General features: G+C 39.7%; 12 protein-coding genes. 9 read left to right on the top strand and 3 right to left on the bottom strand.

All coding sequences use genetic code 11. The features are described from left to right. Positions 1-33: 33 nt before the first annotated feature. The 5 genes from ACTB00_RS00630 to ACTB00_RS00610 all read left to right on the top strand — a co-directional run bounded on the left by ACTB00_RS00630 (position 34) and on the right by ACTB00_RS00610 (position 5,970). Complete coding sequence (locus tag ACTB00_RS00630) at positions 34-2,103, top strand: prolyl oligopeptidase family serine peptidase (RefSeq protein ID WP_463298012.1); 2,070 nt, start codon at positions 34-36, stop codon at positions 2,101-2,103. A 443-nt stretch (positions 2,104-2,546) separates the two neighbouring features. Beyond that, positions 2,547-3,074: an REP-associated tyrosine transposase gene (locus tag ACTB00_RS00625; RefSeq protein WP_463298011.1), complete on the top strand. Its 528-nt coding sequence runs from the start codon at positions 2,547-2,549 to the stop codon at positions 3,072-3,074. 12 nt (positions 3,075-3,086) lie between these two features. Further along, the gene (locus tag ACTB00_RS00620) at positions 3,087-3,227 is read left to right on the top strand and encodes a hypothetical protein (RefSeq protein WP_463298010.1); all 141 of its coding nucleotides are present in this window, start codon (positions 3,087-3,089) and stop codon (positions 3,225-3,227) included. 253 nt (positions 3,228-3,480) lie between these two features. Next, positions 3,481-4,119: a deoxynucleoside kinase gene (locus tag ACTB00_RS00615; RefSeq protein WP_463298009.1), complete on the top strand. Its 639-nt coding sequence runs from the start codon at positions 3,481-3,483 to the stop codon at positions 4,117-4,119. 96 nt (positions 4,120-4,215) lie between these two features. After that, the gene (locus ACTB00_RS00610) at positions 4,216-5,970 is read left to right on the top strand and encodes a tetratricopeptide repeat protein (RefSeq protein ID WP_463298008.1); all 1,755 of its coding nucleotides are present in this window, start codon (positions 4,216-4,218) and stop codon (positions 5,968-5,970) included. A gap of 618 nt (positions 5,971-6,588) precedes the next feature. Here the strand turns inward: ACTB00_RS00610 and ACTB00_RS00605 are convergent. The 3 genes from ACTB00_RS00605 to ACTB00_RS00595 form a co-directional block, all read right to left on the bottom strand. After that, entirely contained in the window at positions 6,589-7,878 is a 1,290-nt protein-coding gene (locus ACTB00_RS00605; protein ID WP_463298007.1) for an NCS2 family permease, read from the bottom strand. A gap of 18 nt (positions 7,879-7,896) precedes the next feature. Then, a complete protein-coding gene (locus ACTB00_RS00600) occupies positions 7,897-8,583 on the bottom strand; it encodes a DUF5020 family protein (RefSeq protein ID WP_463298006.1) in 687 nt (228 codons plus the stop codon). A gap of 544 nt (positions 8,584-9,127) precedes the next feature. Continuing rightward, a complete protein-coding gene (locus ACTB00_RS00595; protein ID WP_463298005.1) occupies positions 9,128-9,784 on the bottom strand; it encodes a DUF2461 domain-containing protein in 657 nt (218 codons plus the stop codon). A 219-nt stretch (positions 9,785-10,003) separates the two neighbouring features. Here ACTB00_RS00595 and ACTB00_RS00590 point away from each other — a divergent pair, with 219 nt between their 5' ends. The 4 genes from ACTB00_RS00590 (at position 10,004) to ACTB00_RS00575 (ending at position 14,055) form a co-directional block, all read left to right on the top strand. Then, entirely contained in the window at positions 10,004-10,666 is a 663-nt protein-coding gene (locus tag ACTB00_RS00590) for a 2-C-methyl-D-erythritol 4-phosphate cytidylyltransferase (RefSeq protein ID WP_463298004.1), read from the top strand. A gap of 224 nt (positions 10,667-10,890) precedes the next feature. Then, the gene (locus ACTB00_RS00585) at positions 10,891-11,514 is read left to right on the top strand and encodes a TetR/AcrR family transcriptional regulator (RefSeq protein ID WP_463298003.1); all 624 of its coding nucleotides are present in this window, start codon (positions 10,891-10,893) and stop codon (positions 11,512-11,514) included. Then, the gene (locus ACTB00_RS00580) at positions 11,504-12,886 is read left to right on the top strand and encodes a TolC family protein (RefSeq protein ID WP_463298002.1); all 1,383 of its coding nucleotides are present in this window, start codon (positions 11,504-11,506) and stop codon (positions 12,884-12,886) included. Before ACTB00_RS00585 ends, ACTB00_RS00580 begins: the two co-directional genes overlap by 11 nt. Before the next feature lie 11 nt (positions 12,887-12,897). Then, the gene (locus tag ACTB00_RS00575) at positions 12,898-14,055 is read left to right on the top strand and encodes an efflux RND transporter periplasmic adaptor subunit (RefSeq protein WP_463298001.1); all 1,158 of its coding nucleotides are present in this window, start codon (positions 12,898-12,900) and stop codon (positions 14,053-14,055) included. Positions 14,056-14,062: the final 7 nt, after the last annotated feature.

Genomic DNA, 14,062 nt, shown 5'->3' with positions numbered 1-14,062 from the left:
GACAAAATTAAACTACATTTATTCATAATACTGATGTGTTCTTGCAGTAAGAAAACGACAATTGACTATCCTATTACCCCAAAAGGAGATATTGAAGATACTTATTTCGAAACCGTTGTCAAAGATCCATATCGTTGGTTGGAAGATGACAATTCGGAAGAAACAGCCGAATGGGTAAAAGCTCAAAACAACGTCACTTTTGATTATCTGAACTCGTTGCCAAATCGTGAAAAAATTAAGCAGCAGCTAACCAAGCTGATGGATTATCCGAGGCACGGGACGCCATTTAAAAAGGCCGGTAAATATTTCTTTTTCAAGAATGATGGTCTTCAAAATCAAAACGTGCTTTATAGGACTGAGGCTTTGAATGAAAGGGCTCAGGTTGTTTTGGATCCGAATACCTTTTCAGAAGACGGAACGATCGCTTTGTCCGGAACTGAGCTGTCCGAGGATGGGAAATACCTCGTTTACATGGTCGCCAAGTCTGGTTCCGATTGGAATGAGATTTTTGTAAAAGATATTGAGACAGGAGAGACGCTGAGCGACCATATTGAGTGGGTGAAATTCTCAGGTTTGGCGTGGTTCGATAATGGGTTTTACTATAGTGCTTATGATGAGCCGAATGAAGGAGATGAGCTGTCTGCATCTAACCAATACCAAAAGATTTACTATCACAAGTTAGGCACTCCGCAGAAAGATGATCAGTTGATCATGAAGGACGATACAAATCCGAATCGCATGTTTGGAGCTGGAATTACGGATGATAAGCGCTTCCTGTTAATCTCAATGAGCGAGGCTTCTCATGGAAATGCGTTGTCGGTTAAAGATCTGACAAAAAAAGGCGCGGATTACATTCCATTGATGGAAGAAATCAACTATGAATTTCATGTTCAGGAAAATATTGGTGAAGATCTATTTGTGCTGACCAATTATAACGCACCCAGGTATCGCCTGTTGAAGATCAATATCAACAAACCCGAAGAGAAAGATTGGGTTGAGGTTATTCCGGAAGGAGATGAAATACTGGAAGGGACAAGTTTTGTGGGCGGTAAAATAGTAGCCGATTACATGGAGGATGCACACAGTGTAGTCGAAATTTATAATTATGATGGCACCTATGAATATGAAATAGAATTACCCGGAATTGGCAGTGTTGGCGGCTTCTCCGGTAAAAAAGATGAATCCGTTGCTTTTTATAGCTATTCATCCTATAATACCCCGGGCGAAATTTACCGTTACGACTTTAATAAAAAGGAATCAGAGCTGTTTTATCGCCCTGAAGTAACGTTTAATCCTGATGATTTTGTGGTAAAACAAGAGTTTTTCGAGTCGAAGGATGGAACGCGTGTTCCGATGTTTATGGCACACAAAAAAGGAATTGAGTTGGATGGCGATAATCCTACCTTGTTGTATGGTTATGGTGGATTTAATGTCAGCCTGACACCAACATTTTCCGCCACCCGGATGGCTTTTATGCAGAATGGAGGAGTTTATGCGGTGGTAAATTTACGTGGAGGTGGCGAGTACGGTGAGGATTGGCATCAGGCAGGAACAAAGCTGAATAAGCAAAATGTGTTCGACGATTGCATGGCGGCTGCCGAACATTTGATTGCTGAGAAATATACTTCAAAAGAAAAACTGGCCTTGATGGGCGGATCGAATGGTGGTTTGTTGGTTGGTTCGGTAATTAATCAGCGCCCTGATTTGTTCAAAGTGGCTTTGCCGGCTGTTGGCGTAATGGACATGCTCCGCTTTCATAAGTTTACCATTGGCTGGGCTTGGGCCGGCGATTATGGAACCAGCGAAGATAGTCAGGAAATGTTCGACTACTTGTATCACTATTCGCCATATCACAACATCCGAAAAGGAGTTGATTATCCGGCGGTGCTGGTAACAACTGCCGACCATGATGACCGGGTTGTTCCCGCACACTCGTTTAAATACATTGCCCGTTTACAGGAATATCACACCGGGCCAATGCCAACCTTGATTCGTATTGATGTAAAAGCCGGCCATGGAGCAGGAAAACCCACTGCCAAGGTGATCGAGGAATATACCGATGTTTGGTCGTTTATGCTTTATTATTTGGATGTTGAGATGTAACGCTGAATTTATAATTCAACAGGAAATATTGTACATTTATGTCCCGGGAGTGAAAACGCTGCCGGGATTTTTTTGTTATGAAGATCAATTATTTATTTCGAGTCTCACCGACTTTTTTGATTTCATTTCGCGCATCTCGTTATCGTCAGGCAGGCCACCCCCGATTTCTTTCACTACAATGTTGCCGCACTATTTGATCTAGAATCATGTAATAGCAAAAGGCAACTTGTTTCACATCAAAATTATTAACAAAATTGTTAAGAAACATTTGTTCTATTTAAAATAAATGTGATAACTTATGTCTTGTTAATTAAGGTTCATCAATTACCTGCTCATCGGGATCTGTCGAAAGCAGATAGAGGCTGGATCGGATTTGCAATCCGATCCGTGCTAACCATGGATTTGCAATCCCAATAGACCAAATAATTTATACCTTCACGCCTATGGGAATACGCAACAAGATATCGCCGGGATATACCTATTACTTAACATTAACAGTAGTGGAGTGGGTTGATATCTTTACACGCCCTGTTTACAAACACCTTATAGTTGATTCATTGAATTATTGTATTGCCAATAAAGGTTTAAGGGTTTACTGCTGGTGTCTGATGTCGAACCACTTGCACCTGATTGCCGGGGCTGCCGATGAAGAAATCTTGTCGGATATCCTCCGCGATTTCAAGAAGTTTACCAGCAAAGCTCTGATTGATGACATAAAAACAGTGCATGAAAGCCGTAGGGACTGGTTGCTGAACTTGTTTTGGTACGCGGGAAGGAACAATAAGAAGATCCGCAATTATAAAGTCTGGCAGGATGGCAACGATGCAAAGGAAATTCACATGACAGCGTTTCTGGAAGAAAAGATGGAGTATATCCACAACAACCCGGTCAAAGCTGAACTAGTTGCAGGCCCGGAAGACTATTTATACAGTTCGGCAAGAGATTATGCCGGGGAAAAAAGGTCTGGTTAAAATTGAATTTGTATGACAATGGCAGTTGGTTTAACAGGATTGCAAATCCTGGATTACAAGGGATCGGATTGCAAATCCAATCCAGCCGAGGAGAAAGGATTTGTGCATGTTCAAACAGTATTGCGAGATGAGTTACAAACTCAAAACAGCTAACCCCTCGTTGCCGCTTCGCTCAAACGGGCAGGCGGGGCTGGATTGATGTCTTTACACGAAAAGAATATAAAGTTGTTATTGCCGATTCGCTGAACTATTGCATCAAAAATAAAGTGATTGAAGAGTACACGAATGTGTGGTCACTTCTCTTCTATTATTTAGGAATGAAGATGTAATTCTGAGTTTATTATTCAGCAGGAAATATTGTACTTTTATGTTCCGGAAGTCAAAATGCTTTCGGAATTTTTTTGTTATGAAGATCAACTATTTAGTCATTGAAGGAAATATTGGATCGGGTAAAACGACCCTGGTGAACCGCATTGCCAAAGACTTTGGAGCCAGGAAATTGCTTGAGGGGTTTGAGGATAACCCGTTTTTACCAAAATTTTATGAAGACAGAGAGAAGTTTGCTTTCCCGCTCGAAATGTCTTTTTTGGCAGATCGCTATAACCAGCTGAAAAACAATATTCGCGAATTTGAATTGTTCAGCTCCTTTCTGGTTTCTGATTATTACTTCATGAAATCGTTAATCTTTGCTCAGAATACACTTTCCCGAGATGAATATTTGCTGTACGAACGGTTTTTTACGATTATTTACGATAAACTTCCAAAGCCCGATTTGTACGTTTATTTGCATGCCGATGTCGATAAATTAATTCAGAATATAAAAAAACGAGGACGAGATTATGAACGAAACATTGATCCCGATTATTTAGAGAAAATCAGAACCGATTATTTTTCGTTCTTCAAGAGGCAAAATGAGTTCCCGATTTTAATTATTGATACCACTAAAATTGATTTCGTCGCCGATGAGAATCAGTATAAAAGATTGTGTTCTGCTATTTTCGAAAACGACTATTCTACTGGGGTTAACAGGTTTTTAATGGATTAAAAAAGTGTTCGATATTCTTTTATTTCACTAAAACATTGCTAATTTTGTGAACGAGTACTGAATAATTATAAAATCAAATATTTTAATACTGTCGACATGAAAAAATTTAGCTTAAAACCTCTTGCTTTTTTTGCTCTGGCTGCTGTGCTTTTTGCAGGCTGTTCTGGCTTACAAAAGATGAAGAAGAATGCAGACCAAATCGATTTTAATGTAACACCTGAAATATTAGAAGCCCATGGTGGCGATGTGGATGTTGCGATCAATGGTCGGTTTCCCGCGAAATACTTCAACAAAAAAGCTACCTTGGTTGCCACTCCGGTGTTAACCTACGAGGGTGGTGAAACAGCATTTGAGCCCGTAACATTGCAGGGTGAAAAGGTTGATGCCAACAATAAAGTTATCAGCTACACAAATGGAGGAAGCTTTGCATATAAAGATGCAGTTGATTATAAAGACGACATGCGCATGTCAGATCTTGAAATTCGTATTACTGCTTCGCAAGGAACCAAAAGCCTTGACTTTGAGCCAATCAAAGTTGCTGATGGTGTAATCGCGACTTCAGAAATGGTAATCAACTATCCTGCTCCTATTTTGGGTGTTCAACGTGAGAAAAATACTACAGGTATTTACGATCCGAATATTGATGAATTTCAACGTGTTGTTCCTGATCAGTATGTCGCTGACATTCATTACCTGATCAACAGTTCTTATGTTCGCGGAACTGAACTGAAAGGTGATGACATTGAAAAATTGTATGCTTATACAAAAGACGCTTTTGAAGCAGAACGTAAAGAATTGAAAGGTGTTGAGATTTCAGCTTATGCATCTCCTGATGGTGAGTTGGATTGGAACGCTAAACTTTCGGAACAACGCGAAGGATCTTCAAACAAAGTAGTTTCTCGTCAACTTAAAAGAGATGACGTTGAGGCTGAGTTGAAAACAAAATTCACTCCTGAAGATTGGGAAGGTTTTAAAGAAAAAATGGAAGAATCAGACATTCAGGATAAAGAGTTGATCTTGCGTGTTCTTTCTATGTATTCTGATCCTGAAGTTCGTGAGCGTGAAATCAGAAATTTATCTCAAGCGTTTACGGTAGTTGCTGACAAAATTCTTCCGGAATTACGTCGTGCAAAAATTTCAGCTAGCGTTGATTTGATTGGAAAAACTGATGAGGAAATCGCTGCTTTAGCTGATTCTGATCCATCATCGTTGAATCCAGCAGAATTGCTTTATGCTGCTACTTTAACAACTGATCAAAACAAGAAATTAGCTATTTATAACTCTTTTTCTAAAGTATATTCAAAAGACTGGAGAGGTTATAATAACGCAGGGATGGTATTGGCTCAGCAAGGAAAATTTGATGAAGCAAAACCATTATTTGAAAAAGCTGAAGGTTTAGCTTCGAGCGAGCCAATCATTAAAAATAACTTAGGTGCTGTTGCGTTGCATAATGGTGATATTGAAAAAGCTGAATCATTATTCGGAGCAGCTTCAGGTGCTGGCGACGAAGTAAACTACAACTTGGGTATTGTAGCCTTGAAAAAAGGTGAATACGACAAAGCGGTTAAATTGTTCGGCGATAGCGATTCTCCAAACGTAGGTTTAGCTAAAATTTTGGCTGGCGACAACAATGGTGCTTTGAAATCATTGGAAAACTGTACTTGGGAAGGTTGCTACATGAAAGAATACTTTAAAGCAGTTGTAGGTGCTCGTACCGCCAAGGAAAACCTGATGTACGAAAGCTTGGAAAAAGCTGTTGAAATGAAGCCTGAATTAAAAGAGAAAGCTGCAACAGACTTAGAGTTTGCAAAATACTGGAATGAGGCTAAATTTCAAGAGATTGTAAAATAAGCGCTCACAATTTACTATTCTAAATAGCCAATGTGCTATTGGATTAGGAAACTTATATAAACTGGCCGTTTCAAAAAATAATTTTGAAACGGCCAGTTTTTTTTGTGGTGATTTTATTTTCAGATTGTTTCTTCAGTTGTGTCTGGGGTTTTATTTAAAGGAGTACTTGGGGTCTGTTTATGTTGGACGCTTTAATTGTAGCCAGAGCGCTTATTTTTGGCCGCTTATTCAGAGACTTGTTCAGTATGAATTTGAGTTTTTTTGGTTTAGTGCTTCATTAGCCTATTCTGCAATTCCAGCGGCTTGTTGATCTGATTTGGTCGTGCTACCGTTTATTTCTCTTGTGAGTACTTTGCTAGCCTCTTTCCGAAGCCATTTAAAAACAATCACCTATTTCCGTATAAGTATCTGAGCTTGAAAGAGCTTCTCTTTCAAGCTCAGATACTACTGTAAATGCTTAGGATGCTGATTAATCCTTATCGATAAACAAATGTACTTGCTACCTCTTTTTCACCGTACTACTTTCGGTGTAAGCTGATTTCGGAGCGAGTCAACATGAAAAAAAGCTCCAAAGGTTAATCCCTTGGAGCTTTCTTAAGCTTGAGTTTATTTTGTCTCTTAAATGATAAACTTAAATATAAAGAGTACTGCCAGAATGTACATGATTGGCGAAATTTCCTTGTGCTTGCCTGTTAGCAATTTCAGAAGGACATAAGCCAACATACCAAACACAATTCCCTCGGCAATGCTATAAGTTAATGGCATCATAATGATGGTCATGAATGCTGGGATAGACTCGGTAAAATCTTCCAGATCTATTTTCATGATTGGCGAAAGCATAAACAAACCGACCAGGATTAGCGCTGGTGCCGTGGCTGCTCCCGGAATCATGATAAACAGCGGAGCGAAAAACAAGGCGATGAAGAATAAGCCAGCAGTAGTCAAGGAAGTTAATCCGGTGCGACCTCCTTCGGCAACACCAGATGCACTTTCAACATAAGTTGTAACGGTACTGGTTCCAAGCATAGCACCAAACGTTGTTCCTATGGCATCAGCAAATAGTGCCTGCTTTGCACGAGGTACTTTTCCATCTGGGGTAAGCATGTTAGCTTTTGATGAAACGCCAACAAGAGTGCCAACCGTATCGAACATATCAACGAAAAGAAATGTAAAAAGCACAATCAACATGTCGATTGTAAAGACTTGTGAAAAGTCAAACTTCCAGAAAATGGGTTCGACTGAAGGGGGTAAGGAAACCAGGTGCCCGTCAGGCAATTGGGTTACTCCGAATGGGATTCCGGCAACAGTAGCCGAAAAAATACCAATCAAAAGGGCTCCTTTTACTTTTAAGGCCAAAAGCACGCCGGTAAGTAATACACCAAATAATGCAATCAGTACACTAGGCGATCCCATATCTCCAAGACCAACCAACACAGCATCATTATTTATAATTACTCCGGCACCTTGTAGCCCAATAAAAGCAATAAAGAGTCCAATACCCGCAGAAACAGCATGTTTTAACGAAAGTGGAATTGCATTAACAATTAATTCACGAATATTAAAGGCTGTCAGGAGCAAGAATATGATACCTTCGAGAAATACGGCGGTTAAAGCAAATTGCCAGCTATAACCCATGCCCAGCACAACGGTGAAAGCAAAAAAGGCATTTAGTCCCATCCCGGGCGCCAATGCAAAAGGCAAACGGGCAACAAACGCCATCACTAAGGTCGCAACCAATGCAGCAAGAGCAGTAGCTGTAAATAGTGCGTTTTTATCCATTCCGGTAGCACTTAAAATGCTTGGATTTACGGCCAAAATATAGGCCATTGTCATGAAGGTGGTAATGCCGGCCAATACTTCCGTTTTTACGGATGTATTATTTTCTTCGAGTTTGAAAAAACGTTTCATATTATCGGAGATTTGGGATTAAAAAGTCCACTTGGCAGCGATAGTTGGATTTACGACTGTGCCATTCGTGACAAAGTTATTACTGATCTCAACTTCAGTTCCAACAGCAAAGTTAGGACAGCAGTTATACCACAGTTGTGGTTCTGTTAAAAAGCGGTAGTCGGTACCCCAGAACATTTCTTCTTTCCAGAAATCGGCGAATCCGGTGAATGTCATTTTTCCTTTTAGCATTTGAACGGTCCAAACAGCAGTTAGCTGAAATGACGCATCTTCTTTGTCTTTAATGTTTTTGTAGTTTGCCTGCAAGGTTAGTATTTTTGAGAAGTCGGCCGATGCCCATGTACGTTCAACTCCCGCTAACCAACAATTCTCAATAGGAATGAATGGGTTGCCGGCTCCGTCGAGCTTAAATACTCCGGCGTTAAACTCTACGCGCGGCATAAATTTTTGATTTTCCGTCCACTTAAAAGCCCGGGCAATTTCCCAGTAAGCGAGCGATGCACCGGTGTCGACATCCCGAACATCGGAGCCATAATCAAAGTCAATAAAAAAGAAAGTTGAACCGTATTTATCAGGACGGAACATTTCAACTGTCGAAGTAATTAGTTTACGGTCTTTCCCGAAATCATAATGAACTTGTACATTTTGGGCAAAAGCACCCGATGCAAGAACACTCACAAACAGAGCAAGTAAAAATTTCTTCATTTTGGTTTTGTTTTTTAAGTTTTCGTAATAGAAATGAATGCGCTAAAATAATAAAAAACAGCTATCTGGCTAGTATCTTATATCATTGACATTGTTTTTTTCAATTTTCAGTCGGTTGATTCAGTTCGATAGATCTAGCTACGTAGGTGGTGGAAGTTATCGTGCTTTTATAGTCAATCCAGAATTGCGCTAGGTAGTGTGATGTGATCATCTAACATGTAGGTATGGTCTTGATGTCGTGCCTTTTAACTTCCAGATTGACACTAGCAGAGCGTATTAAATAATCTTTCTGAGCATGCTTGATGAGACTGCGTTCACGGATTGAGAAGTATTTTAGGGAGGAGAATGAATGGAACAAAAAACCGGATATCGATGATACCCGGTTTTTTCTTTTTATAAAATGAGTTGATTGGGAAGAAACTATTCTATAGTTAATTCACCAATACAGCAAAAAGTAACCCCACTTTTTAAAAAAATGGATGAACTGCACTTTTTGGTGTGTGAAGTGGGCTATATCTCATACGAGCGAAAATATATTGTTTATTTATTTCTTGTCCAAAGCATGATTTATGAACCGATTTGCTTTGTGTAACTCCCTGAAAACATCAACCGACAAACTCACAAATTGATCTCCGGAAATAGTTTTGTCGTCAATTTGGTAGCCAAAAACATATGATTTGTGTTTGAGTAGTTCGATATCTTCAAAGTCTTTCGGAAATCCTTTTGGTGCCATTTTTAGCTTGTCGTCATTCATTAGCGAAAAATATTTGGCGAAATCTTTATCAGCTAATATTTCTTTAAAGTCGTTTGCATTTTCAAAAATTTCAGTGCGAATGATCTTTAAAGTGTCAGCCTGCGGGCGCCAGATTCCACCACCTAAAAACGAATTTCCCGGATCGATGTGGATGTAATATCCGGCGCGGTCGCTTTTACGTCCATGTTGGGCAATAAAACTTCCCATTTGAGTTTTATAAGGACTTTTATCTTTCGAAAAACGAACATCTCTGAATATTCTGAATAGGCAATCTTTGGGATTTAGAAATGGAATTTCCGGGTCAAATTTATGAATTTCCTGGATCATCAGCTCGGTAAAAAACAACATTTGTTCTTTGCTTTCTTCGTAGCGTTTTCGGTTGTCGTTAAACCATTCACGGTTATTATTTTCCCGGAGCTCGTTTAAAAAATCTAGAATTGCTTTCATGGGCTTTGGAGTATGAGATTACTTATTTGATTAAGGTCACGGACCTATTTGATATTTTCGGTTTTGCTTCTATCACAAATTGTTAAAGACTCGAAACATGACACTAAATTATTCGCACTGATTATAATATCTTCATTGGAAACAAAAATAAGATTGTTTGGTTATTTATGCCTCTCGAATTTAAAAATGGAATATTACTTTTGCTTAACATTCTAATTCATGAAAAAGTTTGCATTAATAGTTGCCGGAGGTGCTGGCCAAAGAATGGGGGCAGAGGTTCCCAAGCAGTTCATTCAAATTGCCGGAAAACCAATATTGATTTGGACCATTGAACGATTCACAGCATTCGACAAGGATATTAGTATTGTGCTGGTGTTACCAGAGAGTCAGTTTGACTATTGGAGGGAAATAGCTCTTGAATTTAATTTCTCCAAAGGTATCGTCTTGGCAAAAGGTGGGGAAACCCGATTCCAATCTGTAAAAAGCGGGCTAAGTCAGATTCCTGACGAAGGAATTGTTTTTATTCACGATGGTGTTCGGCCTTTGGTTTCGGCTGAAACCATAGATAACTGTTATCGCATGGCACTTGAAAAAGGGAATGCGCTACCGGTTGCACCAGTTGTTGAATCGTTAAGGTATGTTGATGGTGACCAAAGCAAGCATATCGATCGGAGCCGATACCGATTGGTGCAAACACCGCAGACCTTTAAGGTCAGTATCATTAAACAAGCGTATCAGCAAGCGGAGCTTGCTTTTTTTACCGATGATGCCTCTGTTTGCGAAGCCAATGGTGTTCCAATCAATTTGGTTGATGGCAATACGGAAAACCTTAAAATAACCCGCCCCAAAGACCTTCTAATTGCAAAAGCCTTGCTGAAGTAGCGACAACTAAATAGCTATATTAATCTTTATCGGCCGCTTTATCACCGTTCCTCGACTTATATCTCTGTTTACCGATAATTGTTCAGGAAACTTTGTGTGATAGTATAGTTTCGTGCCGGATTGTAAAGAATTTCTTTTTTTAGCGTTAAGTTTTGTAAACGAAAGAAACTTTTGTCGTTATAATAGTTTCCGTCTTAAAAAGGTGCTTTATATTTGCCGAAATTATGGAAGACAAGAAACAGTATATTCTAGAGGAGGTTGGAAAAATGTACATGCGGCATGGCATCAGAAGTGTGACCATGGATGATGTTGCAGCAGAATTGGGTGTTTCGAAGAAAACACTTTATCAAAACTTTAAAGACAAAGCAGAGTTGGTTTCACAAGTGGTTGAATCTTTTTTATCGAAAGATGAGCAATGCCATTGTCATGAAAATGATTCGCTAAATGCAATTGATCGCGTGTTTTGGATGCGAGAACATTTAAATAACTTGTTGAAGCTTGCACACAATAATTTGGAGTACGATTTGAAAAAGAGCTACCCAAAACTGTACAAGAAGATTTCAGAATACAAGAAAGAGCGGTTTTATGAGGATAGTTTTTCGGTTATAGAACAAGGGAAGCAAGAAGGATTTTTTAGAGCGGAAGTGGATTCAGATTTCGTATCGAGACTGAGCGTAGGTCGGTTCCTGCTTGTTTTTAATCCTGATTACGGTTTGTTTACACAAGATGAGGTGCGAAACATTAGTCTTTTCGATCAGGTTATGGATTATCATTTTCATGGCATTTGTACCGACGAAGGCTTAAAATACTATAAGAAACAATTAAACAAAGTTCAGAATGAAAACTAAAACAAAACAATTATTTATCTTGCTTTTATTCCTGATTGCCAGCTCCGGGGTAAAGGCTCAGGATGAATTCGATTTTACTTTAGCCGAAGCTCAGGAGTATGCGCTAAGCAATTCTTACGTTATCCGGAACAGTAAGCTTGATGTTGATGTGGCGAAGAAAAAGGTATGGGAAACCATTGCGATGGGGCTCCCTCAGGTTTCCGGAACATCAAATTATACGAAAAACATCGATGCAGCCAAAAGCCCAATGCCAGTTGCAATTATTCCCCGGGACTTTTGGTCTGAACTTGGAATTCCGGAGGATACTCCCCTTGATGGTACGTTTCCTATTTCATTTGCTCAAAAATTCAACGCAGACTATGGCTTTAAAATCGATCAACTCATTTTTGATGGTTCTTATATTGTAGGCGTTAATTCTGCGAAGATTTACCTCCAGATGGCTTCGCAAACAAAGGAGAAAACAGAGATAGAAATCAAGCAGGCCGTGGCTCAGTCTTATTTTTTGGTGCTGGCGGCTGAGGAAAACCTCAAAGTAATGAAGGAAAATCTGAAAAACTCTGAGAAGCTGGAGTCGGACACCAAGGCACTTTACGAAAATGGGTTTACCGAGGAGCAAGATGTCGATCAGATGCGCTTGCTGGTTCAGAAATCTGAAAATGAGATTTTGAAAGCTGAACGCGAAATCAGGGTGGCTCGTATGGTGTTAAAGTATACGATGGGGATAGATGTTGAAGAAAGCATTGTACTGACTCAACCTCTGACTGAGTTTTTGAATCCCTTGCTTGATGGTGAAGAAAATTTGGGAGGATTCGACTATTCTTCGCATATCGATTATCGAATGTTGGATACCCAACGTCAGCTAAGCATGAAGGAATTAAGGCTTACTCAGGCAGCCTATCTGCCTCGTCTTACTGCATTTTACAATTGGAGCAAAATGTCGTTCGGAGACAATGCGAACTTATATAAAAGCAGTGTTCCCTGGTATAAATCTTCCATGTTTGGATTCAATCTTTCGATTCCAATTTTTACATCAGGTCAGCAAATGGCTAAAGTACAGCAAGCCAAGTTTTCGTATCAACAGTCGGAAAACGAGCAGGCCCTGGCTGAGCAAACCTTGAAAAAGGACTACCTGTCGGCTGTGGCAGACATCGAAAGTGCCATCGACCAGTACCATAATGACATTGATAATAAGAAACTGGCGAAGAAGATTTATGACAAGACAACCATAAAATACAACAATGGGATCAGCAGTAGTATAGAGCTTTCGCAAACCGAAACTCAGTACATTCAGTCTCAGGGAGCCTGGGTGGCATCAGTCATTCAGCTATTGAACTCAAAAATTACATTGGAAAAAGCAATCGGAAAACTTTAAATAATAAAACAATGAACAGAAGATTTACACACAAACAATTGATGAGCCATTTTGCCATTCTGTTATTCGCAGTGGCTCTGGTTTCTTGCTCTTCAGGAAATGCAGGCAATGATGACAGGCAGGAAAAGCAGGCTCAACTGGCAGAATATAAGCAACAGGCTCACGACTTGAATTTGAAAATTAAAGAGCTTGAAGCAGAGCTTAGTAAAACTGCAGATGTAGAAAGAGTGGAAGTTGTATTGACCGACTTGCAAGCTACCGACTTTGATCACTTTATTGAAGTGACGGGTAGCGTTGAGGCCGATCAGGAAGTGAATGTAAGCCCGGAGGGATCAGGTCAAATACTCGATATTAAGGTGAAAGAAGGGCAACGGGTAGCGAAAGGAACCGTTTTAGCGGTACTCAATTCCGAGCCAATTGACCGTTCAATAGAACAAACTAAAATTAACCTCCAGTTGGCACAAACAACCTTCGAACGCCAAGAAAACCTGTGGAACCAAAATATTGGTTCGGAACTGCAATACCTGCAAGCGAAATCAAGTATGGAATCTCTCGAAAAACAATTGGAAAATTTGCAGGCACAGAAAGACATGTCGATTATTAAAGCACCGGTTAACGGAATTCTCGATGTAATTTACCAAAAGCAAGGTCAAATTGCCAGCCCACAGATTCCGTTCGGTAAAATTGTGAATATCGATAAAGTTAAAATCTATGCTGATGTGTCCGAGTCGTACCTAACAAAGATTAATGAAAATGACAAGGTGTCGGTTTACTTTCCGGCTATTGGCGAAGAGCGTAAAACAAAAATTCAGCTAATCGGAAATTATATTGATCCGGATAATCGAACGTTCCGCATTCGCCTGGATCTGAAAAATCAGGATAAAATGATTAAACCCAACATGGAGGCTGTCGTTAAAATTCGCGATTATGCTGCCAAAGAGGCTATCGTCATTCCTTCGCTTTTGATTAAAGAAGATTTTAAAGGCAAGTACACCTATGTTGCCGAAAAAGGCCAACGTGGACTGGTTGCCAAAAAGGTATATGTTACGCCTGGAGTTTCCAATAATAATATGACTGAGGTAAAAGAAGGACTAAGTGTGGGTACAAAAATCATTTCTGAAGGTTTTAGCCAGGTTTTTGACGGTTCACCAATCCGTGATAATAAATGATTCAGTT

The sequence above is a fragment of the Sunxiuqinia sp. genome (genome assembly GCF_055140945.1).
The sequence above is the reverse complement of the archived record's forward strand: the minus strand, read 5'-3'. Positions and strand labels throughout refer to the sequence as shown.

Bases quoted from the DNA above. Each gene is read 5' to 3' on its own strand.
- ACTB00_RS00630 (WP_463298012.1), top strand. From the start codon at position 34: ATGTGTTCTTGCAGTAAGAAAACGACAATTGACTATCCTATTACCCCA.
- ACTB00_RS00625 (WP_463298011.1), top strand. From the start codon at position 2,547: ATGGGAATACGCAACAAGATATCGCCGGGATATACCTATTACTTAACA.
- ACTB00_RS00620 (WP_463298010.1), top strand. From the start codon at position 3,087: ATGACAATGGCAGTTGGTTTAACAGGATTGCAAATCCTGGATTACAAG.
- ACTB00_RS00615 (WP_463298009.1), top strand. From the start codon at position 3,481: ATGAAGATCAACTATTTAGTCATTGAAGGAAATATTGGATCGGGTAAA.
- ACTB00_RS00610 (WP_463298008.1), top strand. From the start codon at position 4,216: ATGAAAAAATTTAGCTTAAAACCTCTTGCTTTTTTTGCTCTGGCTGCT.
- ACTB00_RS00605 (WP_463298007.1), bottom strand. From the start codon at position 7,878: ATGAAACGTTTTTTCAAACTCGAAGAAAATAATACATCCGTAAAAACG.
- ACTB00_RS00600 (WP_463298006.1), bottom strand. From the start codon at position 8,583: ATGAAGAAATTTTTACTTGCTCTGTTTGTGAGTGTTCTTGCATCGGGT.
- ACTB00_RS00595 (WP_463298005.1), bottom strand. From the start codon at position 9,784: ATGAAAGCAATTCTAGATTTTTTAAACGAGCTCCGGGAAAATAATAAC.
- ACTB00_RS00590 (WP_463298004.1), top strand. From the start codon at position 10,004: ATGAAAAAGTTTGCATTAATAGTTGCCGGAGGTGCTGGCCAAAGAATG.
- ACTB00_RS00585 (WP_463298003.1), top strand. From the start codon at position 10,891: ATGGAAGACAAGAAACAGTATATTCTAGAGGAGGTTGGAAAAATGTAC.
- ACTB00_RS00580 (WP_463298002.1), top strand. From the start codon at position 11,504: ATGAAAACTAAAACAAAACAATTATTTATCTTGCTTTTATTCCTGATT.
- ACTB00_RS00575 (WP_463298001.1), top strand. From the start codon at position 12,898: ATGAACAGAAGATTTACACACAAACAATTGATGAGCCATTTTGCCATT.